Annotated in this window: 18 protein-coding genes; 7 read left to right on the forward strand and 11 right to left on the reverse strand. The window is 72.8% G+C overall.

Annotation, left to right across the window (positions count from 1 at the left end; all coding sequences use genetic code 11):
• Positions 1 to 267: 267 nt before the first annotated feature.
• On the forward strand, positions 268 to 2,511 hold the full coding sequence (locus C2865_RS29600) for an AAA family ATPase (protein WP_332873395.1): 2,244 nt from the start codon (positions 268 to 270) through the stop codon (positions 2,509 to 2,511).
• Positions 2,512 to 2,518: 7 nt separating this feature from the next.
• On the forward strand, positions 2,519 to 3,367 hold the full coding sequence (locus C2865_RS29605; protein WP_106401914.1) for a 5-oxoprolinase subunit C family protein: 849 nt from the start codon (positions 2,519 to 2,521) through the stop codon (positions 3,365 to 3,367).
• Positions 3,368 to 3,468: 101 nt separating this feature from the next.
• On the opposite strand, the gene C2865_RS29610 is transcribed toward C2865_RS29605, so the two are convergent.
• The 9 genes from C2865_RS29610 to C2865_RS29650 all read right to left on the reverse strand — a co-directional run bounded on the left by C2865_RS29610 (position 3,469) and on the right by C2865_RS29650 (position 12,049).
• Entirely contained in the window at positions 3,469 to 4,512 is a 1,044-nt protein-coding gene (locus tag C2865_RS29610; protein WP_106401915.1) for a DNA glycosylase AlkZ-like family protein, read from the reverse strand.
• 115 nt (positions 4,513 to 4,627) lie between these two features.
• Complete coding sequence (gene pxpB, locus C2865_RS29615) at positions 4,628 to 5,371, reverse strand: 5-oxoprolinase subunit PxpB (RefSeq protein WP_106401916.1); 744 nt, start codon at positions 5,369 to 5,371, stop codon at positions 4,628 to 4,630.
• Positions 5,368 to 6,111, reverse strand: a complete 744-nt coding sequence (locus tag C2865_RS29620) for a LamB/YcsF family protein (RefSeq protein ID WP_408608338.1) — start codon at positions 6,109 to 6,111, stop codon at positions 5,368 to 5,370. Before C2865_RS29620 ends, pxpB begins: the two co-directional genes overlap by 4 nt.
• A gap of 68 nt (positions 6,112 to 6,179) precedes the next feature.
• The gene (locus tag C2865_RS29625) at positions 6,180 to 6,545 is read right to left on the reverse strand and encodes a hypothetical protein (RefSeq protein ID WP_106401917.1); all 366 of its coding nucleotides are present in this window, start codon (positions 6,543 to 6,545) and stop codon (positions 6,180 to 6,182) included.
• Positions 6,546 to 8,009, reverse strand: coding sequence for a TY-Chap domain-containing protein (locus tag C2865_RS29630; RefSeq protein ID WP_157963949.1), 1,464 nt, complete (start codon positions 8,007 to 8,009; stop codon positions 6,546 to 6,548).
• 5 nt (positions 8,010 to 8,014) lie between these two features.
• The gene (locus C2865_RS29635; protein WP_106401919.1) at positions 8,015 to 9,064 is read right to left on the reverse strand and encodes a TY-Chap domain-containing protein; all 1,050 of its coding nucleotides are present in this window, start codon (positions 9,062 to 9,064) and stop codon (positions 8,015 to 8,017) included.
• Between the two features lie 100 nt (positions 9,065 to 9,164).
• Complete coding sequence (locus C2865_RS29640) at positions 9,165 to 10,667, reverse strand: hypothetical protein (protein WP_332873397.1); 1,503 nt, start codon at positions 10,665 to 10,667, stop codon at positions 9,165 to 9,167.
• Positions 10,668 to 10,701: 34 nt separating this feature from the next.
• Entirely contained in the window at positions 10,702 to 11,370 is a 669-nt protein-coding gene (locus tag C2865_RS29645; RefSeq protein WP_106401920.1) for a cytochrome b/b6 domain-containing protein, read from the reverse strand.
• A complete protein-coding gene (locus C2865_RS29650) occupies positions 11,354 to 12,049 on the reverse strand; it encodes a molybdopterin-dependent oxidoreductase (RefSeq protein ID WP_198653709.1) in 696 nt (231 codons plus the stop codon). Before C2865_RS29650 ends, C2865_RS29645 begins: the two co-directional genes overlap by 17 nt.
• A 74-nt stretch (positions 12,050 to 12,123) precedes the next feature.
• On the opposite strand from C2865_RS29650, the gene C2865_RS29655 reads away from it, so the two are divergent.
• The 4 genes from C2865_RS29655 (at position 12,124) to C2865_RS29670 (ending at position 18,013) form a co-directional block, all read left to right on the forward strand.
• Complete coding sequence (locus tag C2865_RS29655) at positions 12,124 to 12,696, forward strand: HhH-GPD-type base excision DNA repair protein (RefSeq protein WP_106401922.1); 573 nt, start codon at positions 12,124 to 12,126, stop codon at positions 12,694 to 12,696.
• Positions 12,697 to 13,002: 306 nt separating this feature from the next.
• Positions 13,003 to 15,090, forward strand: coding sequence for a SpoIIE family protein phosphatase (locus C2865_RS29660; RefSeq protein ID WP_106401923.1), 2,088 nt, complete (start codon positions 13,003 to 13,005; stop codon positions 15,088 to 15,090).
• Positions 15,091 to 15,236: 146 nt separating this feature from the next.
• On the forward strand, positions 15,237 to 16,877 hold the full coding sequence (locus C2865_RS29665; RefSeq protein ID WP_106401924.1) for an RNA polymerase sigma factor: 1,641 nt from the start codon (positions 15,237 to 15,239) through the stop codon (positions 16,875 to 16,877).
• A 140-nt stretch (positions 16,878 to 17,017) separates the two neighbouring features.
• Complete coding sequence (locus C2865_RS29670) at positions 17,018 to 18,013, forward strand: hypothetical protein (RefSeq protein WP_106401925.1); 996 nt, start codon at positions 17,018 to 17,020, stop codon at positions 18,011 to 18,013.
• Between the two features lie 7 nt (positions 18,014 to 18,020).
• Here the strand turns inward: C2865_RS29670 and C2865_RS29675 are convergent, their stop codons facing one another.
• Both C2865_RS29675 and C2865_RS41050 read right to left on the reverse strand, forming a co-directional pair.
• Positions 18,021 to 18,761: a YaaA family protein gene (locus C2865_RS29675; protein ID WP_106401926.1), complete on the reverse strand. Its 741-nt coding sequence runs from the start codon at positions 18,759 to 18,761 to the stop codon at positions 18,021 to 18,023.
• A 166-nt stretch (positions 18,762 to 18,927) separates the two neighbouring features.
• Entirely contained in the window at positions 18,928 to 19,155 is a 228-nt protein-coding gene (locus tag C2865_RS41050; protein WP_106401927.1) for a DUF7455 domain-containing protein, read from the reverse strand.
• Positions 19,156 to 19,570: 415 nt separating this feature from the next.
• Here C2865_RS41050 and C2865_RS29685 point away from each other — a divergent pair, with 415 nt between their 5' ends.
• Positions 19,571 to 21,655: a DNA gyrase/topoisomerase IV subunit B gene (locus C2865_RS29685; RefSeq protein WP_106401928.1), complete on the forward strand. Its 2,085-nt coding sequence runs from the start codon at positions 19,571 to 19,573 to the stop codon at positions 21,653 to 21,655.
• Positions 21,656 to 21,659 lie beyond the last annotated feature (4 nt).

Here is a 21,659-nt window from a genome sequence, read left to right on the forward strand (position 1 = left end):
GGGCGCGTCGGCGTGCGTTCAATCACTGGCAGGAAGCCGTCGGGCGCACGTATTTTCGGCGGATTCGGGGCGGGCTCTGGACGCGGGGCCCTTCACCGGTCAGTCTTTTCCTTCAAGATGGAAGCGTCGGGACGCCCGAGGAACCGGCCGCCTACCTTCGCGGCGCGGGAGCTTTTCGAGCGCACTCGAGCGGGATATTTTCAGATTCATTCTGGAATAAGGCGGCTGACCGGGCTCTTCCTGCTGGCGCTCACCCTCACCGGCGCGGTGGTGGCCGGGCTGCCGGTGGGGCACGCGCTGGCCGCCGCCCTCCTGCTGCTGGTGGTGGTCGATCTGACGTTCCGCTCCCCGGCGGGGATCGCCGTTCTCGCGGTCGTGGCCTGCTGGCTCGCCGCGGTGGTCCCGCTCGCCCGGCTGTTCCCCGACCCGGCCCACCACGCGGCCTTCCTGGCCCTGCTCGGCCCGAGCGCCGCCCTGGCCTGCCTGCGCCTGCGCGGGTACGTCCCCTGGCGCAGCGCCCTGTGGGCGCTGGGCCTGGCCGGGCTGGCGACGGCGGTCCTGGCCCAGCCCGCCCCGCGGCTGCACGTCGCGCCCGCCTGGGCGGCGGCGCTGCTCGTCCTGGCCTACCGGTGGGACCAGGCGCGGCGGATGACCGCCGCCGACTCCTACGACTCCGGCTGGGTGGAGGAGGCGGTCCAGCCCGCCGGGCCCCCGGCCGCCGAGCCCGTCCCCGTCCCGGCCGCACCCGCCGCCCGGCAGGCGCCGCGGCCCGCGGCCGAACCGGGCCCCGAGCCCGAGCCGGAACCCGAACCCCCGCCGACGGCGGCCGCCGCGCTGGCCGAACTGGAGGACATGATCGGGCTCGCCCCGGTCAAGCAGCAGGTCCGCTCGATCGCCGCCTCCATCGAGGCGGCACACCTGCGCGCCGAGGCGGGGGTGCCGATCGAGAAGCCGCTGCGGCACCTGGTCTTCGCCGGACCGGCCGGTACCGGCAAGACCACGGTCGCCCGCACCCTGGCCAAGATCTTCTACGCGTTCGGGCTGCTGCCCTCCGCCCGGGTCGTCGAGGTGCACCGGGCCGACCTGGTGGGGGAGTACCTCGGCGCCACCGCGATCAAGACCAACCAGGTGGTGGACTCCGCGCTCGGCGGCGTGCTGTTCGTCGACGAGGCGTACTCGCTGGTCAACTCCGGCGACGGCCAGCCCGACCGGTTCGGCAACGAGGCGGTGCAGGCGCTGCTGAAACGGGCCGAGGACGACCGGGACCGGCTGGTGATCATCCTGGCCGGGTACGAGGCCGAGATGGAGGAGTTCCTTGACTCCAACCCCGGGCTCGCCTCCCGTTTCGGCACCCGCGTGCTCTTCCCGGGCTACCGGCCGCCGGAGCTGCTGGAGATCTGCCGCGCCAACGTGGAGGCGCGCGGCGACGTCCTGTCCGACGACGCCCGCGCCTACCTGGAGACCTGCTTCGCCGAGATCCAGCGGCGCGGCATCGTCGACCAGCTCGGCAACGGGCGGTTCGTGCGCTCGCTGGCCGAGAGCGCCGCGCGGGCGCGCGACCTGCGGGTGGTCTCGCAGAACGCGCACCCGTCGGCGGCCGAGCTGGTGACGATCGGCGCCGCCGACATGCGGGCCGCCTACGAGGAGCTCACCGCCCGCTACCGCGGCTACGCGGAGACCCCCACGCTGGAGGAGGCGCTGGCCTCCCTCGAGACGATGATCGGCCTGGCCCCGGTCAAGAAGCAGGTCCGCGAGATCACCGCGCAGCTGCAGGTGCGGCGGCTGCGCGCCGCCCAGGGCCTGCCCGCCCAGCCGCCGATGCGGCACTTCGTCTTCACCGGCCCGCCCGGCACCGGCAAGACCACGGTGGCCCGGGTGCTCGGCCGGATCTTCGCCGCGCTGGGCCTGCTGGCCCGCCCCGACGTCGTCGAGGTCTCCCGGGTCGACCTGGTCGGCGAGCACCTGGGCGCCACCGCCATCAAGACCAACAAGGTCATCGACTCCGCGCTCGGCGGCGTGCTGTTCGTCGACGAGGCGTACGGCCTGGTGGGCACCGGCTACTCCGGCGGCGACGCCTTCGGCCAGGAGGCGATCCAGACCCTGCTCAAGCGGGCCGAGGACGACCGGGAGCGGCTGGTGGTCATCCTCGCCGGGTACACCGCCGACATGGACCGGCTGCTGGCCGCCAACCCGGGGCTCGCCTCCCGCTTCGACACCCGGATCCTCTTCCCCTCCTACGGGCCCGACGAACTGCTGCGGATCGCCGTCACGATCGCCGCCGAGCACGGCGACCGGTGGGACGACGCCGCGCTGGACGACCTGGCGCTGCTCTTCCAGCGGGCCTGCGGCCGGGGCGCCATCGACGAGCTGGGCAACGCCCGGTTCGCCCGGACGGTGTACGAGCGCGCCTGCACGGCCAGGGACGTGCGGGTCTCCGCCCTGGCCGACCCCACCACCGCCGACCTCGTCACGCTGACGCAACCTGACATCCACATCGACGGGACGGGGTGACCGGAACATGATCGAGGTGCTGCGGCCCGGCCCGCTGGCGACCGTCCAGGACCTGGGCCGCCCCGGCCTGGCGGAGCTGGGCGTGCCGGTGTCCGGCGCCGCCGACGCCGCCGCCCTCACCCTGGCCAACCGGCTGGTCGGCAACCCCGAGGGCGCGGCCGCGCTGGAGCTGACCCTCGGCGGCGCCCGCCTGCGCTTCGCCCGCCCGTCGTGGGTCGCGCTGACCGGCGCGCCCGCGCCCTGGACGCTGGACGGGCGGCCGAGCCCGGTGAATGCGCCGTGCTTCGTCCCGGCGGGCGCGACCGTCGACGTCGGCGTCCCGGCCCGCGGCCTGCGCACCTACCTGGCCGTCCGGGGCGGCATCGCCGTCGAACCCGTCCTGGGCAGCCGCGCCACCGACCTCCTCTCGGGTCTCGGCCCCGCCCCGCTGGCCGCCGGCGACCGCCTCCCGGTCGGCGAGGCCGCCGGGGAGTTCCCCGAGGTGGACGTGGCACCCGTCCCCGGCCCGCCCGCCGACCCCGTCCTGCACGTCGTCCCCGGCCCGCGCGACGACTGGTTCGCCCCCGGCGCCCTCGCCCTGCTGACGGGCTCCCCCTACGAGGTCACCTCCCAGAGCAACCGCGTCGGCGTCCGCCTCGCCGGGCCCGTCCTCCCCCGCACCCGCGAAGGCGAGCTGCCCAGCGAGGGCATGGTCACCGGTGCCCTGCAGATCCCCCCGAACGGCCTGCCCATCCTCTTCCTCACCGACCACCCCACCACCGGCGGCTACCCCGTCCTGGCCGTCGTCACCACGCCCGACCTCCCCCTGGCCGCCCAGCTCCGCCCCGGCGACCACGTCCGCTTCCGCCTCGCCTGACCCGCTTGCCGGGTGCGATCCCTGAGCACGGATCAGGAGGCCCCGCTTCGCCGCGGACGGCCCGCCGCCACGGGAGGCGGCCTCCACGTCGCGGATCCGGGTCAGGCGAGGTGCTTCCAGCGCTCCAGTTCCCGGGCGAGGAGGTCGGCCGGCACCTCCTCCCACAGGGAGGTCTCGGCGGTCTGCGGATCCCAGGTGCCCGCGACGCGGCCCCGGTGCAGGACGACCGGGGCGATCCAGCCCGCGGCGCGGCTGACCTCGGACCTGCGGTCGGGCGGGATCAGGTGGACCGCGTCGGTGCCCGCGCCCAGGACGTACTGGTCGAAGGGGCCGAGGAGGCGGACGGCGGAGGAGGGCGCCGTGTCCAGCAGCGCGTCCAGCTCACAGGTGAGGGCGTACATCTCCTCGCCCTCCACGCTCACCGCCGACAGCTCGCCGTCCAGGGCGGCGAACCAGCGCTTGACGTCGGACTTGCGGCTCGCCCTGCGCATGAGCCAGTTGTCGAACATGGGCGGGGTGGCGGGCCCGTGCGCGCCCAGGTAGGCGCGCAGCACCACCCGTGCGGCCTCCTCCGGTGCGGGGAACTCCCCGAAACCGGGCGAGGTGAAGGTGGCCTTGCCGCCGCGGGAGGGGCCGTGGCGCAGCACGCCCCACCAGGCGAGCGGTTTGAGCAGGGGGCCCCAGCCGGAGCCGAGAGCCTGGCGCAGGTGCTCTGAGCCGGTGCGCGCCACGACCGCCTCGGTGAGCTCCTCGCGGGTGAGCGCCACCCCGTCGAGCGCCTCGCGGGCCGCCTCGGCGATCGCCTCCAGGTCGGCGGGGGTGGCGCCGAAGGCCTTCGTCCAGCTCGGCTTCTCCCAGTTGCGCACGGTCGCGCACAACGCGAGGTAGGCGGGGGCGTCCTCGCGGGGCAGCAGATGCAGGGTGCCGCGCATAGCCCACGTCCGGATCAGACCGTTCTCCGCCACGTCCCCGGACAGGACCGCGCCGCGCACCGCCAGCGCCTGCACGGCGGCGGAGGCCACCTGCGCCTGCACCCCGGCCAGCCGCCGGGTGACCGCGACCGGATCACCGTGCTCCTCGGGCACGGTCAGGAACTGCCGGCGCATCCGCCAGGCGAACACCTGCGGCCAGGTGAGGTTCTGCATGCCGTGATGCTAAGCCCGGACACCGACATTTCCCGGCGGCGTCATCGCGCGAACGGGCGGGGCCTCTCCAGGCCGGACGAACGACGCGAGGCCTTCCGGACCCGGCCGGGGACCGTCAACGGGCAGGGACGAACCGGACCCTGTCGCCGGGGGCCAGCAACGAGGGCGGGTCGCGGCGCACGTCCCACAACGCCAGGCCGGTGCGGCCCAGGAGCCGCCAGCCCCCGGGCGAGGGCGAGGGGTACACCGCGGTGTACGGCCCGGCCACCGCCACCGATCCCGCCGGGACGGACGTGCGGGGGACGGCGCGGCGCGGCACCCGCAGCACCGGGTCGAGCCCGGTCAGGTAGCCGAAGCCGGGGGAGAAGCCGAGGTAGGCCACGGTGTACTCGGCGGCGCTGTGCCGGGCGGCGACCTCGGCCGCGGACAGCCCCGTCAGCTCGGCGACCTCCGCGAGGTCGGCCCCGTCGTAGACGACCGGGATCTCCACCTCCCGCCCGTACCGAGACTCCGCGCCCGCCTCCAGCGAGCGCAGCCGCCGCTCGAGGAGGTCCAGCAGCGGACCGGCCGGCCGCGGCGAAGCGGGGATCGGCCGTTCTGCGCTCGGGGATCCGGGGGCTGCTCCCCGGACCGGCAGATCAGATGACCGCGGCGAAGCGGGGGCCGGCCGGCCTGCACCCGGCGATCCGGGGGCCGCCTCCCTGGCGGAGCCGGAGACGACGACCAGCACCGTCGCCTCGCCCGGCACCACGTCGGTCACGCCGGGCAGGTCCGCGGCCAGGATCGCCGCGCGCAGCGCGTGCGGCGCGGAGGTCTCCACCAGCAGCCCGCGGTCGCCGGCCCGGCGGATCTCCCTCATGCGAACGGGATGATCTCGACGCCCGCGTCGTTCAGCGCCCCGCGGACCGACCTGGCCAGCTCGACCGCGCCCGGGGTGTCGCCGTGCACGCAGATCGACCGCGCCGCGACCGGCACGACGGTGCCGTCGATCGCCTCCACCTCGCCGTCCACCGCCATCCGGACCGCCCGCTCGGCGACCTCGCGGGGGTCGGTGACCACCGAGACCGGCGAGCGCCGCGGCACCAGCGTGCCCTCGGGGGTGTAGGCGCGGTCGGCGTAGCACTCGGCGACGACCTGGAGCTCGTCGTTGACCTCGGCGAGCACCGAGCCCGGCAGGGTCAGCACCGGCAGCGAGGGGTCGAACGACAACACCGCCTCGGCCACCGCGGCGGCCTGCCCCCGGTCGTGGACGATCCGGTTGTAGAGCGCGCCGTGCGGCTTGACGTAGGAGACCCGGCCGCCGCAGCTGCGCGCGATGCCGTCGAGGGCGGACAGCTGGTAGAGGACCTCCGCCGCCAGTTCGTCGAACGGCACGTCCATCGCCCGGCGCCCGAACCCGGCCAGGTCGCGGTAGGAGACCTGGGCGCCGATCGACACCCCGTGCGCCACCGCGGTGCGGCAGGTCAACCGCATGATCAGCGGGTCCCCGGCGTGGAAGCCGCAGGCGATGTTGGCGCTGGTCACCACCGACATGAGCGCGGTGTCGTCGCCGAGCCGCCAGACGCCGAAGCCCTCACCGAGATCGGCGTTCAGGTCCATGCCGCGCAGGTCCATGACGGTGGGTCTCCTCCCCTGCTCCATGGCGGGCCCGGCGACCAGCCGGTCGGTCACCGGTACACCTCCTCGCGGACGTCGCCCACCTCGGTGACCGGCGCCCACGCCTGGTAGACGCCCCGGTCGAAGTGCTCGAGCCCCATCGCCTCGGCGACCGGGGCCCGCCCGCCGGTGTACTCCACCCGCAGCCAGCCCTCGTGCTCGCCGAGGATGACGAACGGCTCGTCCCGCCAGCGGCAGCGGGTCACCACATAGCAGAGCTCCTCGACCTCGGCGGCCGGGACGACCTTCACGAACCTGCCCGGCGCTGCCGCGACGAACCCCATCCGGGGGTCGGCGGAGTACAACCGGACCTCCTCGTGGGCAGGGCCGCACGGGAACTCCTCGCCCTGCCAGCGGGCGTAGTAGCCGTCTCTCATCTACACCGCCACCCATCGGGTGCCGTCGGCGTCGAACAGCGCGACCAGCGCGCACCGCCCCGACCTGTCGAAGCGGTAGATCTCCGCGCCGTGCGGCAGCCGCTGGCTGTCGACCTTGAACTCGGGGATCGCCAGGCCGGTGCCGGGCGCGAACCCGGTGCCGTCGAACGGCGGGTGCTCGACCACCCAGCCGCCGGGCATCGCGGCCAGCGCCGCCTCGTCCGTCCCGCCGTACGGCGGGCGCAGCAGCTCGGTGAACGGGGCGTGCCAGCGCAGCACGTGCACGGAGTCGTCGTCGGGGGAGAAGGAGGAGCCGCGGTGGCCGAGGCCGAGCGCGGCGTACATCTGCTTGGGCGTGACGAGCTGGAGGACGTCGCACACCCGGTGGACGTACCCGGCCACGCGGTCGTATCCCCCCTCGACGTAGTGCACGACCAGCGGATGCGGCAACACCTTCTGCATGACGGGCCGCGCCGGGGCGCGGCCGACCCTGGCGATGGTGAAGGGGTCGAGGTAGCCGGCGTCCGGATGTCCGTCGTCGATGGCCAGCTGCCAGTGCGGCTGCGGCCACTGCTCCGCGAGCGTCCGCAGGTCCGTCGCCTGGTGCGGTTCGGGCGGCGGCGCGGTGAACGCCCGCACGTAGACGCCGTCCTCGTAGACGACGGTGCCCGCCGCGTACAGCTCGGCGTCGAGCAGGACCGCCAGATAGCCCTCCTTGTCGCTGTTGGCCTTGGCCTCGGCGAGCCGGATCGCCGTCTTGTTCGGCCGGGGCCGCGCGGGCTCGGGCCGGGAGGCCGGGACGGCGGGGGCGGGCGGGACGGGGGCGTGGGAGACCACGGACTCGGGCACCACGGAAGGCTCGGGCCGCGGCGGGAGCGGCACGCCGCCCGCGGGCTCCGGCTGTGCGGGCGGCGCGGGCGGCGCCTCCGGCGAGAACACCGGCGGCTGCGTCTGCGTCGCGGGAGGCGGCGGCTCGGGCGGCGGAGAGGGCGCCGGCGCCGGCTCCAGGAACGGGGAGAGGTGCTTCTCGGTGGGCCGCAGCGGGTCGGACTGCGCCAGGCCCAGCTCGACCAGGTCGAGGAAGACGGTGTCCCGGAACGCCTCGTAGGCCAGGTCGGACGGCCGCTCCGCGCCCTGGACGTCCCGCAGCGCGATCACCATGATCGAGGCCAGCCGCCGGAACGCCGCGGGGGGCGAGGCGAACGGCAGGTCGAACGTCCAGTTCCCGTACGCCTCGGGCCGCTCCCAGCCCAGCTCGGCCAGCCGCTCCTCGGCGCGGGGCTCGAAGCGCAGGTCGGCCACGAGCACCTCGCTGCTGACCGCCTCGGCGTGCACGCTGTCGCCGGTCCGGAACGCCTGCACGTAATGGCTTCCCTGCACGGCGCGGTGCACCACCAGCACCATCTGCGGGTGGAGGCCGGCCAGCTCGCGGGCCAGCCGCTCGGTGAATTCCGCCCAGTCCATGGCGGTCAGGCTGTCCGGCCGGCCGGCGTCCACCCGCCGCTCACGGCGTCGAACACCGCGAGCAGGCCGAGATCGGACCACAGCTGGGCGCCGTGCGGCAGCCTGATCGCCTGGCCGGCGGGGGCGGGGGCGGGGACGGCGGGAGCGGGCGGCGGGGCGGGGACCGGCTCCACCAGCGTGGTCTCCGGCGACGCGCGGTGCATCGTGTCCAGCCGCAGGATCATCGCCGCGTCCAGCTGGATCTCGCTGGGCAGGTCGAGGTTGATGGTCAGGTGCCAGGACGGGTCGGGCCAGGACCTGGCCAGCGCGGCGAACGTCGTCCTGCGGTGCAGCCCGGCGTATCCGGCGGCGCCCTGCGCCTGCACCGAGGTGAAGGCCAGCACGTGGGTGACGCCGTCGCGCTGCGCGGTCTGGAACTCCGCGGACGCCGCGGCCTCGGCGCCCGGACCGCCCGCAGGCAGCAGCAGCTCGGCGCCGAGCAGGAGGTCGAAGTAGGCCAGGTGGTCGCCGCGCAGCCGCGCGTCGGCGAGCCTGTCCTCCAGCGAGGGGTGGGCGGGCGGCGGCGCGCCGTTCACCGGCGCGGCGATCGGGCTGGGCCTGCGGTCGGCGATCCGCTGCGGGTCGGCGGGCTCGAGGCCGAACCCGGTCAGCTCGATCAGCCCGGCCCCCTGCCGGTGGAAGGACTCGTACACCAGGTCCAGCGGCCGCCGGACGCCCTGGACGTCGCGCAGCGCGGTCACCATCATGTCGGCGAGGACCGCGAACCCCGGGGGCCCGGTGTCGGGCGGCAGCTCGGTCCACCAGTTGGCGGGCGTCCAGTCGGGGGTCGGCGGGCGCCACCCCGCCTCGGTGAGGACCTCCTCGTCGGAGGGGCCGAGCAGCAGCGGACCCTCCAGGAAGTTGTTGCTCACCGCCTCGGCGTACAGCCGGTCGGGCTCGCGCATGGCCTGGACGTAGTGCCGGCTCTCGTCGCGCTCCCGGACGATGAGGATGGTGTCGCGGTCGAGGTTCGCGAGCTCGAGGGCGAACCGCTGGGCGAACTCCGACCACTCCAAGGCGAAACTCCACTTCCCGTCGCGGGGAGTTCCCCGGTCCTGCTGCGCATGATCTCGGTCCGTCCGTCCCGGCGCAAACGGGGTGGACGGAGGACACAGTCTAAAGCCCGTCGACGCGCAGGTCTCGGAGAGCTCCGCACAGAGAACGGCGGTCCTCGTCGTGCTCGACGACGAGGAGCATCAGCCGGTGCACCAGCAGGTGGCGTTCGGCGCCCTGGTCGAGCAGGTGCTGCGCGGTCTCCCACAGGTCGGGGGGATCGCCGCGCCACAACCGCACCGCCAGCAGCTCGTAGCCGTCCAGCTCCGCCTCGGTGGCGCCCGGGTGCTCGAAGGCCAGCAGCTCCCGCCGGTCGGCGGGGTCGGCCGGGTCGAGCGAGGCCAGCGACCCGGTCAGGAACGGCAGCGCGAACGCCCGGCGCGGCAATGCCTCCAGGTCGCCGTCGGGCAGGAGTTTCTCCACCAGGGAGCGGTCCAGACCGAAGGTGACCGGATCGCGGTAGGCCTCACCGAACTTGTGGGTGGCGTCCCACAGGGCGTCCAGGGTGGCGCGGACCCCCGTCTCGGGCAGGCCGGTGCGGCGCCCGGCCCAGCGCACCCAGGCGGCCAGCACGTGCGGCATGGCCTCCTGCTCGGGCGGGGTGAGGAAGATCTTGCGGGGCAGCCAGTCCAGGAGGAACATCTCGCACTTGACCGGGCTGACCCGCAGAGGCCGGCCGAAGTCGCGGGCGCAGCCGTAGTCGATGACGCGGTCCACGCACTTGCCCGCGGCCGACAGGTCCGACAGCTCCTCGGCCTCGCGGGAGGCCAGGAAGCGGGCGGCGAGCGTGGCCCGCCGGTCGGCGCTGTAGACCGGCGCGGGCGGCCTGCGCCCGCCGGGCGGCAGCGCGCGTATCCGCGAGCGCAGGAACGCGTGGTAGGCGGCGAAGGTGTCGCTGACGGGGGCGTCGGCCAGCGAGGCGGTCAGCGCGAGCGCCGGCTCCAGCACCGCCCTGGCCTCCGCGGCGTCCAGGGCGGTGAACTCCGTCAGCTCGCCCGCGGCCTCGTTCCGGCAGTGCTCGAGCAGCCGGTCGACCTTGGAGGTGACCCAGGCGTCCCGCACGAGGCCGCTCTCGCAGGGCACGTCCCAGCGCCCGCCGAGGTTGTTGTCGACCACGACCACCAGGGCGTGGCGCTCGCTGCCGGCGTAGGTGTAGGTGCAGATGACGGAGTCCTGGTCGCCGTAGACGTCGCGGGAGACGTAGCACTCCTCGGGCCGCACCTGCCCGACCCTGTCGGCCCACGGCGGGCGCGCGACGCCCTCGTCGATGAGCCGGAGCGCGTCGCGTTCGGCCATCGCCGCCTGCCGCGGCGTGCCCAGGCCGGCCACGCCCGCCAGCAGCGCCAGCGAGGCGGGGGTGCCCCGCCGCGCGGCGTACTCCAGCAGGGCCTCGCCGACGAGTTCCTCGACGTCGCGGCTGGCGGCTCTGTGCCCGTACCAGGAGCCGAGGATCTCGCTGACGATCATCTCGGCGTCCAGGGGACTGCGGACGGCCAGCAGTTCCCTTGCGTGCAGGAGCATGTCGTCGAAGATCCCGGAGATCTCCTCGGCGGGGCGCGGACTCACGTTCAGCCACCTTACCCGCACGGACCAGGGATCCTTAGGGACGAACCCGCCCGGAAGGCCGTTCGTTCGGGAGAGGTTCCGCGCCGCCCGCCCGGCGGGCCTCCTCCGCGGCCCATCCGGAGTGGTGCGCCCGCGCCCACCACTGCGGCACCGAGCCGGTGGCCATGCCGATCAGCGCCTCCCGGTCGCGCAGCGCGTACCAGAGGTGGCCGCAGGTCATCACGGCGACCGCCAGGAACAGCCAGTCGTGGACGAAGGTCGCTCCAGTGCGCAGGGGGACCGGCCAGGGGCCGGGGAAGGCCAGCATCGCCCCGGTCGCCGTCATCACCAGGATCGATCCCGCGACGAAGGCGGCGTTGATCTTCTGCCCCGCGTTGAACTTGCCGACCGGCAGCACGCCGGTCCCGTCCCGGACGGCGCGGCGGTCGCGGCGGCGCAGCCACTGCCGGTCGACGGGGGTGAAGCGGTCGAGGCGCCGCAGGTCCTGCCGGAAGCCGCGCGAGAACCAGCCGAGGAGGACGGGGACGGGCAGCGCGAAACCCGCCCACAGGTGGATCGTCCTCAGCAGGTGCCGCCGCCCGACGAGCGTGGAGACGGCGGGGAGGTAGAGGCACACCGCGGTGAGCAGGCAGACGATCATCAGCAGGGCGGTGGCGTGGTGGACGGTGCGCTCCGGCGCCCCGAACCTAGGCAGTCGGCGCATCGTCCCGCCCGTTCGACCGGCCCACCCAGGCGTCCACGTCGTACCCGCGCAGCTCCCAGTAGCCGGGCTCCACCTCGTCCACGACCTCGATGCCGCCCAGCCACTTCAGCGACTTGTAGGCGTACATGGGCGCCACGTAGAGCCGGACGGGTCCGCCGTGGTCGTGCGTGACCGGCTTGCCGTACATGGACGTCGCGACCAGGACGTCCCGGCGCCGCGCCTGCTCCATGGTCAGCGACTCGGTGTAGACCCCGTCGAAGGACGTGAACGTCAGCGCCTTGGCGTCCGGGGCTGCGCCGCAGGCGTCCAGCAGGTCGGGCAGCGCCACCCCGCTCCACGGCACGTCCGGCACCCGCCAGCCGGTCACGCACTGGAAGTCCAGGGTCAGCGAGGTCTGCGGCAGCGCCGCCAGATCGGCCATGGTGAACGCGCGGGGCCGCGAGACCCGCCCGGAGACCTCCAGCCGGTAGCTCTGGGCCGTCTTCGCCCGCACGGAGGAGACCACCGAGTAGTAACGGAACCCGCCTCCCCCCGGCACGAAGCCGCTGATCGGCTCGAGCGCCTCGTTCACGCCCTGCTGCAACCGCGCGCCCGCCGCGACCCCGAAGGCGCCGAGCCCCAGCATTCCCAGCACGATGCGGCGCCCGACCGGGGAGCCTCCGCCGTCTCTTTCGTCCACCCCCGCATTCCAGCAGGCGGACACCCCTGCGGCCATGGGGTCCGCTCCCACGTAAGGGATCCATAATGGTTCGCATGCCGGAACTGAGACTCGCCCAGGACGCCGAGGCCGACGCGCTGCTGGCCCGCAGCCCGCTCGCCGCCCTCGTGGGCATGCTGCTGGACCAGCAGGTCCCGATGGAGCGGGCGTTCGCCGGGCCGCTCACCATCGCCCGGCGGATGGGGAGGCCGGACCTGGACGCGCACGAGATCGCCGCGTACGACCCGGAGGCGTTCGCCGCACTCCTGTCGGAGAAGCCCGCGGTCCACCGCTACCCGGGATCGATGGCCAAGCGGGTCCAGCAGCTGTGCCTTTACCTCGTGGAGCATCACGAGGGCGACGCCGAGCGGGTCTGGAAGGACGTGCCGGACGGCCGGACGCTGCTGCGGAGGCTCAACGCGCTGCCCGGATTCGGCAAACAGAAGGCACAGATCTTCCTGGCGCTGCTGGGCAAGCAGCTGGGGGTGGCGCCCGAGGGCTGGCGGGAGGCCGCGGGGCCCTACGGGGAAGAGGGTTCGCACCGTTCGGTCGCCGACATCACGGGGCCCGACTCGCTGGTCAGGGTGCGCGAGTACAAGAGGTCGGCCAAGGCGGCCGCCGCGGGGTGAGCGGCGGCGGGAACGACGGGACCGGAAGGGATACCGGCGAGTTAGGGGCCACGGCGAGGGCCGAGCCCTTAGGATCTCGGGACGGCTCGCACCGTGGACGCCTGAAGAAGGGGACGCATAGGGTGTTCCTTACAGGCTGAGCCGAAGGGGGCAGACGGTTGTGGAAACCGTGGTGACCCCGGGATGATGAGACCTGACTCCGACCGCTGTTGTGATGGAGGCGGGAGCACTAGCCTGCTCCCATTCACCCATAGTGATGACCATGAGCCTCGCAGTAAGGCCTGAGGGGCGCCGGAGGTGGCGGCGATGAGCACTGATACTTCCGTGCCCGGCCCACGTGTCTCGGGCCTGGCCGCCTCGGATTCCGCGCTGTTCGCGACCCTGATCAAGGAAGCCCCGATGGGCTTCGCCTTCTTCGACACCGGCCAGCGCTGCCGCCGGGTCAACGACACCCTGGCGGGACTGCTCGGCAGACCCGTCGACGAGCTGGTCGACCGCACGCCCCGGGAGCTGCTGGCCGAGGAGGCCGCCGTGGAGGTGGCCGGCTACCTGAGCGAGGTCGTCTCCACCGACCGGGCCGTCATCGACAAGGACCTCAGATTCCCCGCGCGCGAGGGCGACGCCGAGCCCGCGGTGACGCGGTGCTGGGCGACGAGCTGGTTCCCCTCGCACGGGCCCGACGGCAAGGTGATGGGCGTGGCCCTGATCGCCGTCGACGTCACCGAGCGGCGCCTGGACGAGGAGCAGATCCGCCGCAAGGAGGAGCGCTACCGCTCCCTGGTGGAGGCCAGCTCCCAGGTGGTGTGGGTGGCCACCCCGTCCGGCGACGCCGTGGACGACGCGCCCGAGTGGCGCGCGATCACCGGCCAGAGCCTGGAGGAGTACCGCGAGGGCGGCTGGCTGGCGGTGGTCCACGAGGAGGACCGCCAGCGCGTCGAGGCCTCCTGGCGGGAGTGCCTGGAGGACGAGCGCACCTTCCAGAGCGGCTACCGGGTGCGCACCAGGACCGGCGCCTACCGGCAGTACGAGGTGCGGGCGGTGCCCATCAAGCGCGGCGAGCGCGTGGTGGAGTGGGTCGGCGCCAACACCGACGTCACCGGCCAGCGCGAGGCCGACGAGATGCGCGGCCGGCTGACCGAGCAGCTGTCGGCGGCGGCGCTGCGCACCGCGCGGCTGCAGCAGGCCACCTCGATGCTGGCCGAGGCGCTGACCGTCAGCCAGGTGGTCTCGGTGATCACCGAGGTGGGCCGCTCGGCGATCGGCGCCGACCGTTCGGCGGTCGCGCTGCTGGACCACAACCGCCTCAAGCTCACCGTGATCACGCCGGGGACCGAGCAGGAGGGGGAGAACTCCCAGGTCGTCCCGGTCAGCGCGGCGACCGCGATGTCGGTGGCGGTGCGCGAGAGCCGCCCGTTCCTGGCCGGAACGCCCGACAGCCTGCGCCGCCAGCTCGGCGGCGAGGACGACCTCGAGCGCTACCTGGAACGCACCGACGAACGCGCCTGGGTGGGCCTGCCGCTGCTCATGGCCGGCTCGGCGATCGGCGCGCTGCGCTTCGCCTTCACCCGCCCCCGGGAGATCACCGAGGAGGAGCGGGTCTTCCTGGAGGCCCTCGCGGGCCAGTGCGCCCTGGCGGTGGGCCGCGCCACGCTGTACGAGCAGGAGCACAACACCGCCGAGCAGCTCCAGCGCAGCCTGCTTCCCGACAGCCTGCCCCAGCTCGCCGGCATGCAGCTGGCGGCCCGCTACCACCCGGCCACCCGGCACGTGCAGGTCGGCGGGGACTGGTACGACGCCTTCAAGCTCGCCGACGACCGGCTCGCGGTGGCGGTCGGGGACGTCATGGGCAAGGGGGTGCTGGCCGCCTCGGTGATGGGGCGGGTCCGCAACGCCCTGCGCGCCCTGGCCCTGAACGACCCCCGCCCGGCCGCGGTGCTGGCCGGGCTCGACCGGGTCTTCAGCGCCACCGAGGACGAGGAGCAGTTCACCACCCTCGCCTACGCGGTGATCAACCCCGACACCGGCGCCGCCGTGGTGTCCAACGCCGGCCATCCGCCCGCCCTGGTGGTGCGTACCGACGGGCCTCCGGTGCTCGGCCTGGCCGAGCCCGGAACCCCGCTGGGATGGCCCAGTCAGCGACAACAGTCAAGTTTTTCCGTGGAACCCGGCAACACTGTGGTCTTCTATTCCGATGGACTGGTGGAGAACCGTCGTCGCGGGGTGGACGCGGGCCTCGACGAATTGGTCGCGGTAGCCGGGAACGCCCCATCCGAAGTAGTGCGGGATCCGGAGATTCTGGTCGACTACCTGGTCGATCAGATGCTCGCGGGGTACGACCAGGACGACGACGTCACGGTTCTCGCGCTCCATGTTCCACCCAGAAACTCGGCGTAGTCCGTACGAAGGACCACTGGACTCCCCCTAAGGTGGTGTGTTATCGGGCTCCGGGTACGATGCTCCTTCCCTTACGGGCCTGAGGTTCGCACTCCCTGCCCCGGGAGTCGGGCCGTAGAAGCCACACGTTCGTTCGAGAGGTATTTGTGTCGCCTGCCAGTTCTACCTCGAAGCCGTCCGAGCTGCACGACCTTGTTATCGAGCAGCTCCTCGAACGTGCCAGGACGCAGGGCTACATCGAGGCCGATGATGTACGCCGGACCTTCGAGGAGGCCGACATTCCGGTGTCGAAGGCCCCCGCCATCCTGCGGAGCCTCAGCAAGGAGGGTGTGACCGTCATGGTGACAGCTGCTGATTCCGCGGCGCCCAAACGCCCGCGGAAGACCGCCGCCACCCCGCGCCGTTCCAAGACCAAGACCGCGGCCGCCGCGAAGGAGAAGCCGGAGACGGTGACCGCGGTGGTGGACGAGGGCGCCGAGGAGGCGCCCGCCAAGCCCGCCCGCGCCGCCGCCCGTAAGCCGAAGGCCGCCACCGCGGCCAAGCCCGCCGCCAAGAAGACCGCCGCCGCCCCCGGCTCCAGAAAGGCCGCTCCCGCCGCCAAGGCCGTGGCGTCCTCGAAGAAGGCCGGGGCGGACGACGAGGTCGAGGACCTCGAGGAGCTCGAGGACATCGAGCTGGAGGACCTGGAGGTCGAGGACGAGGTCGTCGTCGAGGTCGACGCCGACGACGAGGACGAGCCCCAGGCCGAGGTGCCCAAGCCCCGCGCCGCCGGGGAGGCCCCCGCGGCCGCCGCCGCATCCGAGGAGGAGGGCTTCGTCCTCACCGACACCGACGACGACGAGGACGCCCCCGTCCAGCAGATCGTCGCGGCCGGCGCCACCGCCGACCCGGTCAAGGACTACCTCAAGCAGATCGGCAAGGTCCCGCTGCTCAACGCCGAGCAGGAGGTCGAGCTCGCCAAGCGCATCGAGGCCGGCCTGTTCGCCGAGGAGCGGCTGGCCAACGAGGCCGGCCGCCTGTCGGAGGAGGACCTGGAAGACCTCGAGTGGATCGCCGAGGACGGCCGCCGCGCCAAGAACCACCTGCTGGAGGCCAACCTCCGGCTCGTGGTCTCGCTGGCCAAGCGCTACACCGGCCGCGGCATGCTCTTCCTGGACCTGATCCAGGAGGGCAACCTCGGTCTGATCCGCGCGGTCGAGAAGTTCGACTACACCAAGGGCTACAAGTTCTCCACGTACGCCACCTGGTGGATCCGGCAGGCGATCACCCGGGCCATGGCCGACCAGGCGCGGACCATCCGCATCCCGGTCCACATGGTCGAGGTGATCAACAAGCTCGCCCGCGTGCAGCGCCAGATGCTCCAGGACCTGGGCCGCGAGCCCACCCCGGAGGAGCTGGCCAAGGAACTCGACATGACGCCCGAGAAGGTGGTCGAGGTCCAGAAGTACGGCCGCGAGCCGATCTCCCTGCACACCCCGCTGGGCGAGGACGGCGACAGCGAGTTCGGCGACCTGATCGAGGACTCCGAGGCGATCGTCCCGGCCGACGCGGTCAGCTTCACCCTCCTGCAGGAGCAGCTGCACTCGGTGCTCGACACGCTGTCGGAGCGCGAGGCCGGCGTGGTGTCGATGCGGTTCGGCCTGACCGACGGCCAGCCCAAGACGCTGGACGAGATCGGCAAGGTCTACGGGGTCACCCGGGAGCGGATCCGGCAGATCGAGTCCAAGACCATGTCGAAGCTGCGCCACCCGTCGCGCTCCCAGGTGCTGCGCGACTACCTCGACTAGAACACGTGCGAACGCAACGGGCCGTCTTTCTGGGCGGTCCGTTGTGCTTTGACCGCTTTGGTAGGCGGCGCGTTGCTGCTTAACACGGTATTTACCTACAGGTACCTACCATTGCGCCGTCCTTCCCTACCCTCCAGAACATGGGAGTGACGGAGGCTGACCGGGCGCTGACGACGGGGGGCCACCGGCCCCGCGCGGCCCGTGTGATCGGCGGGCGCCCCTGGCGGGATCCGGTGCTGGACCGGGCCTGCGACGCCGTCCGCGAACGCTACCTGAGAGTCGCGGTCTCCGCCCTGCGGGAGACCCGAACCGACGCCGAACTGCGCTCGTTGCGCGTCGAGTACCTGGCCAAGGCCGCGGCCGGCCTGAGCCGGGGCATCGAGGCGCTGCTCGCCCACGACCCCTACAACCCCGACCTGCACCTCTGGCTGGGCCGCACCCTGATCGAGGAGGCGTGGCGCATCCGCCCGACCGCGCGCTCGCGGTCGCAGCAGGCCTGGGGGTACCAGGCCTTCGCCCGGGCGCTGCAGGGCGCCCGGGAGCCGTTGAAGACCGCGGCGGAGCTGTGCCCGGACGACCCCGTGCCCTGGGAGTCCATGCAGTGGCTGGCCCTCGGCCTGGAGACCGACGCCGCCGACAAGGAGGCCCTGTGGCGGCGGGCGGTCGAGCGCTGGCCGACCCTGTACGGGGCGCACGTGGCCCGGATCATCAGCCTCTCGCCCCAGTGGGGCGGTGTCGCCGAGGAGATGTTCGACTTCGCCCGGGTGGCGATGAGCATGTCGTCCCGGGAGGACCCCAGGGCCGCGCTGATCCCGCTCGCCTACTTCGAGTACTTCGTCCAGGAGCGCTCGGGGCTGATCAAGGGCTCGTCCTCGTGGTTCAGCGAGGCGGAGATCCGGGACGTCGAGGCCGCGGCCCGCGGCTGGCACGAGGGCCACCGCCCCCATCCACGGACCCTGGAGGCGCACAACCTCTTCGGCGCGGCCTTCCACCTGGGCGACGCCCGCCGCCCCGCGCGCAACCACCTGCTGCGCACGCTGGGCCGGCCGTCGTCACTGCCGTGGAGCTACCTGGGCGGCGGCGAGGTCGAGCAGTACGTCAAGGCGTGCAAGCACCTCAACATCATCGGTCACTGACCGCCGGTCACCCGTCGCCGACGATCACTTCGATCGTTCCAGCGCGGTGGGACTCCACCGTGTGGCCGAGTTCACCCAGGGCCTTGGCCAGCTCCTCCTGGTCCGCGGCCTCGACCCCGTGCAGCAGCAGGTCGCGGGCGATCACCCCCCGGGTGGCCTTGGCCATGTGGCTCACCACCGAGCGCCTGACGACGCCGTCGACGATCCGCTCCCGCAGCACCCGTACGCCCACGGAGGGCCTTCTCCAGGCGGCCGCGTACGGGGCGGAGCGCATGTCGACCACCAGGCCGTCCGGACGGAGCGCGTCGGTCAGCGCGGGGCGCCACACGCCGGCCAGCGCCCCCAGGGGCGGCAGCCTCACCCCCATGGCCAGCCGGTAGGGCGGCACGCGGTCGTCCGCGCCCAGCGCCCCCCACAGCCCCGAGAAGATCACCACCTTGGCGCGTGCCGCGTCGTCCAGCTCGTCCAGGCGCAAGTGGTCGTACAGGACGCCCGTGTAGAGCGCGCGGGCGGGCAGGGCGGGGGCTTCGCGCAGCTGCCTGTTGCGGGCCAGGGAGTCCTTCTGCCCCTCGGAGAGGCCCAGAGTCTCCAGAGCCGCCTTCTCGGGGCCCTGGCAGAGGCCGATGAGGGCGGAGAGCACGCGCTCCCGTACGGGCGTCAGGGCGGGACGGGAGAGGGCCTCCAGGGCCAGCTCGGGGCCGTCGCCCGCGGCGGCCTTGCCCTCGGAGGGCGGAAGCAGGATGAGCACGCGGTGATTATGCCGGTCCTTCGTCCCGGGGCGTCCCGGCGGCGTCCCGGGGGCCCCGGAATGCGGCGACGGAGGACCGCCCGTGTGGAGCGGTCCTCCGACGACGGAGGACCGCCCGTGTGGAGCGGTCCTCCGTCGTCACCAGTGTTTCGTGAGGCCGGCGTCCTTAGGAGTGGTCCTCGCCGCGGAGTCGGTTCTCGATCAGCTTGTCGGTCTCGTCGTGGATTTCCGCCCCCGAAGCACGGAGGGTCTCTCCGTACTTGCGGCCGTGGTGAGCGCAGAACAAGAGATCGGCGCCACCCGCAAGAGTCGCGCGGACGTAGGCCTGGGCCCCACAACGATCGCAGCGGTCCTGCGCGGTGAGCGGCTTGGTCGGGGCAAGGGTTCCAGTCACGGCACCTTCCTCTGTACTCGGGGGTCGGTACTTAGGAGAACATCTAACCCGACCTGGGCGTTCCCAAAACCTCTTCCGCTACGCCGACAGCAGAACGCCCCACAACGTGACCCGGGTCACACCCGTGGATGATCATCCCGTGCCCGGCGCTTTGCGCGGTGCTGAAGCGGCCCGGATCCCCCGTCCGGCGGGCGTATCCGAGAATAGGGCCGCGGCCCCCCGAAGGTGGTGACCTCCGCGCCCCGGAACACGCGTCCTTGAGGCGGAGGATGGTCATAGGGTGCAGTCGAGGACGAAATCTTCGGAGCCCGCGGGTGCGCAGCGCGATCCGTCAGGACGCTCCTGTGTCCGTCCTAAGGGGTACAGTCTTGCGACGAACACTGCAAAGCATGTTCGAATGTGTTGAGGAGCACCGTTGACCACCGCCGCTGTCGAGGAAAACGTGGACACCACCGGGTACTCCGCCCGGCACCTGTCGGTGCTGGAGGGGCTGGAGGCCGTGCGCAAGCGGCCCGGCATGTACATCGGGTCCACCGACAGCAGGGGCCTGATCCACTGCCTCTGGGAGATCGTCGACAACTGCGTGGACGAGGCGCTCGCGGGCCACTGCTCGAAGATCTCCGTGGTGCTGCACGCCGACGGCTCCTGCTCGGTGGCCGACAACGGGCGCGGCATCCCGGTGGACCTGGAGCCCAAGACCAAGCTGCCCGGCGTCGAGCTGGTCATGACGCGGCTGCACGCGGGCGGCAAGTTCGGCGGCGTCTCCTACACCGCCTCGGGCGGCCTGCACGGCGTGGGCGCCTCGGTGGTGAACGCGCTGTCGGCGCGGCTGGACGTCGAGGTCGACCGCTCCGGGTACACCCACCACATCTCCTTCCGGCGCGGCCTGCCCGGCGTCTTCTCCGCCGACGGCCCCACCGCCTCGTTCCGCAAGAAGTCCGGCGTCCGCGAGGGGGAGAAGATCCCCCGCACCCGCACCGGCACCCGGGTGCGGTTCTGGCCGGACTTCCAGATCTTCCTCAAGGACGCCACGATCTCCACCGATCTGGTGCTCGACCGCATGCGCCAGACGGCGTTCCTGGTGCCGGGCCTGGAGATCACCGTCACCGACGAGCGCGTCGAGGGGACGCTGCACGAGAAGTTCCGGTTCGACGGCGGCATCAGCGAGTTCACCACCTTCCTGGCATCCGACCCGCCGATCTGCGACGTGCTGCGCATCCAGGGCCGCGGCCACTTCACCGAGACCGTGCCGGTCCTGGACGACCTGGGCCACCTGGTGCCCACCGACGTCGAGCGCGACCTGGAGGTCGACGTCGCGCTGCGCTGGGGGACGGGCTACGACACCGTGGTCCGCAGCTTCGTCAACGTCATCGCCACCCCCAAGCACGGCACCCACGTGCAGGGCTTCGACAAGGCGCTGGTGCGGGTGGTCAACGAGCAGCTGCGGGCCGTCAAGCTGCTGCGCAACAGCGACGACAACGTCTTCAAGGACGACATCCTCGAGGGCATGACGGCCGTGGTCACCGTCCGGCTGCCCGAACCGCAGTTCGAGGGCCAGACCAAGGAGATCCTGGGCACCTCCGACGCCACCCGCATCGTCAACCAGGTCGTCGGCAGGCAGCTCAAGGAGATCTTCGACAACCCCGGCAAGGCGCAGAAGCAGCAGCTGCGCACCGTCCTGGAGAAGATCGTCGCGGCGGCCAAGGCGCGGATCGCCGCCCGCACCCAGCGCGACACCCAGCGGCGCAAGACCGCCCTGGAGTCCTCGGCGCTGCCGGCCAAACTGGTGGACTGCCGCACCACCGACGACCGCAGCGAGCTGTTCATCGTCGAGGGGGACTCGGCGCTGGGCACCGCCAAACTGGCGCGCAACTCCGAGTTCCAGGCGCTGCTGCCGATCCGGGGCAAGATCCTCAACGTGCAGAAGTCGTCGGTCGCCGACATGCTGAAGAACACCGAGTGCGCGGCGATCATCCAGGTGGTCGGGGCGGGCTCGGGCCGCTCCTTCGACGTGGACTCCGCCCGCTACGGCAAGATCATCCTGATGGCGGACGCCGACGTCGACGGCGCGCACATCCGCTGCCTGCTGCTGACCCTGCTGCACCGCTACATGCGGCCGATGATCGAGGCGGGCCGGGTCTACGCCGCCGTCCCGCCCCTGCACCGCATCCAGCTGATCAACCCCAAGCGGGGCCAGGAGAAGTACATCTACTGCTACTCCGACGCCGAGATGCGCCGCAAGCTGGTGGAGCTCGAGCGCAAGGGCGTGCGCTGGAAGGAGCCCCCCCAGCGCTACAAGGGCCTGGGCGAGATGGACGCCGACCAGCTGGCCGAGACGACCATGGACCCCCGCCACCGCACGCTGCGCCGCATCCGCATCGAGGACGCCGCCGAGGCCGACCGCATGTTCGACCTCCTCATGGGCAGCGAGGTGCCTCCGCGCCGCCAGTTCATCATCGCGGGCGCCTCGGAGATCGACGAGAGCCGCATCGACACCTGAGCCG

Origin of the sequence: Actinocorallia populi (genome assembly GCF_002995495.1) — a bacterium.
GTDB classification, from domain to species: domain Bacteria; phylum Actinomycetota; class Actinomycetes; order Streptosporangiales; family Streptosporangiaceae; genus Actinocorallia; species Actinocorallia populi.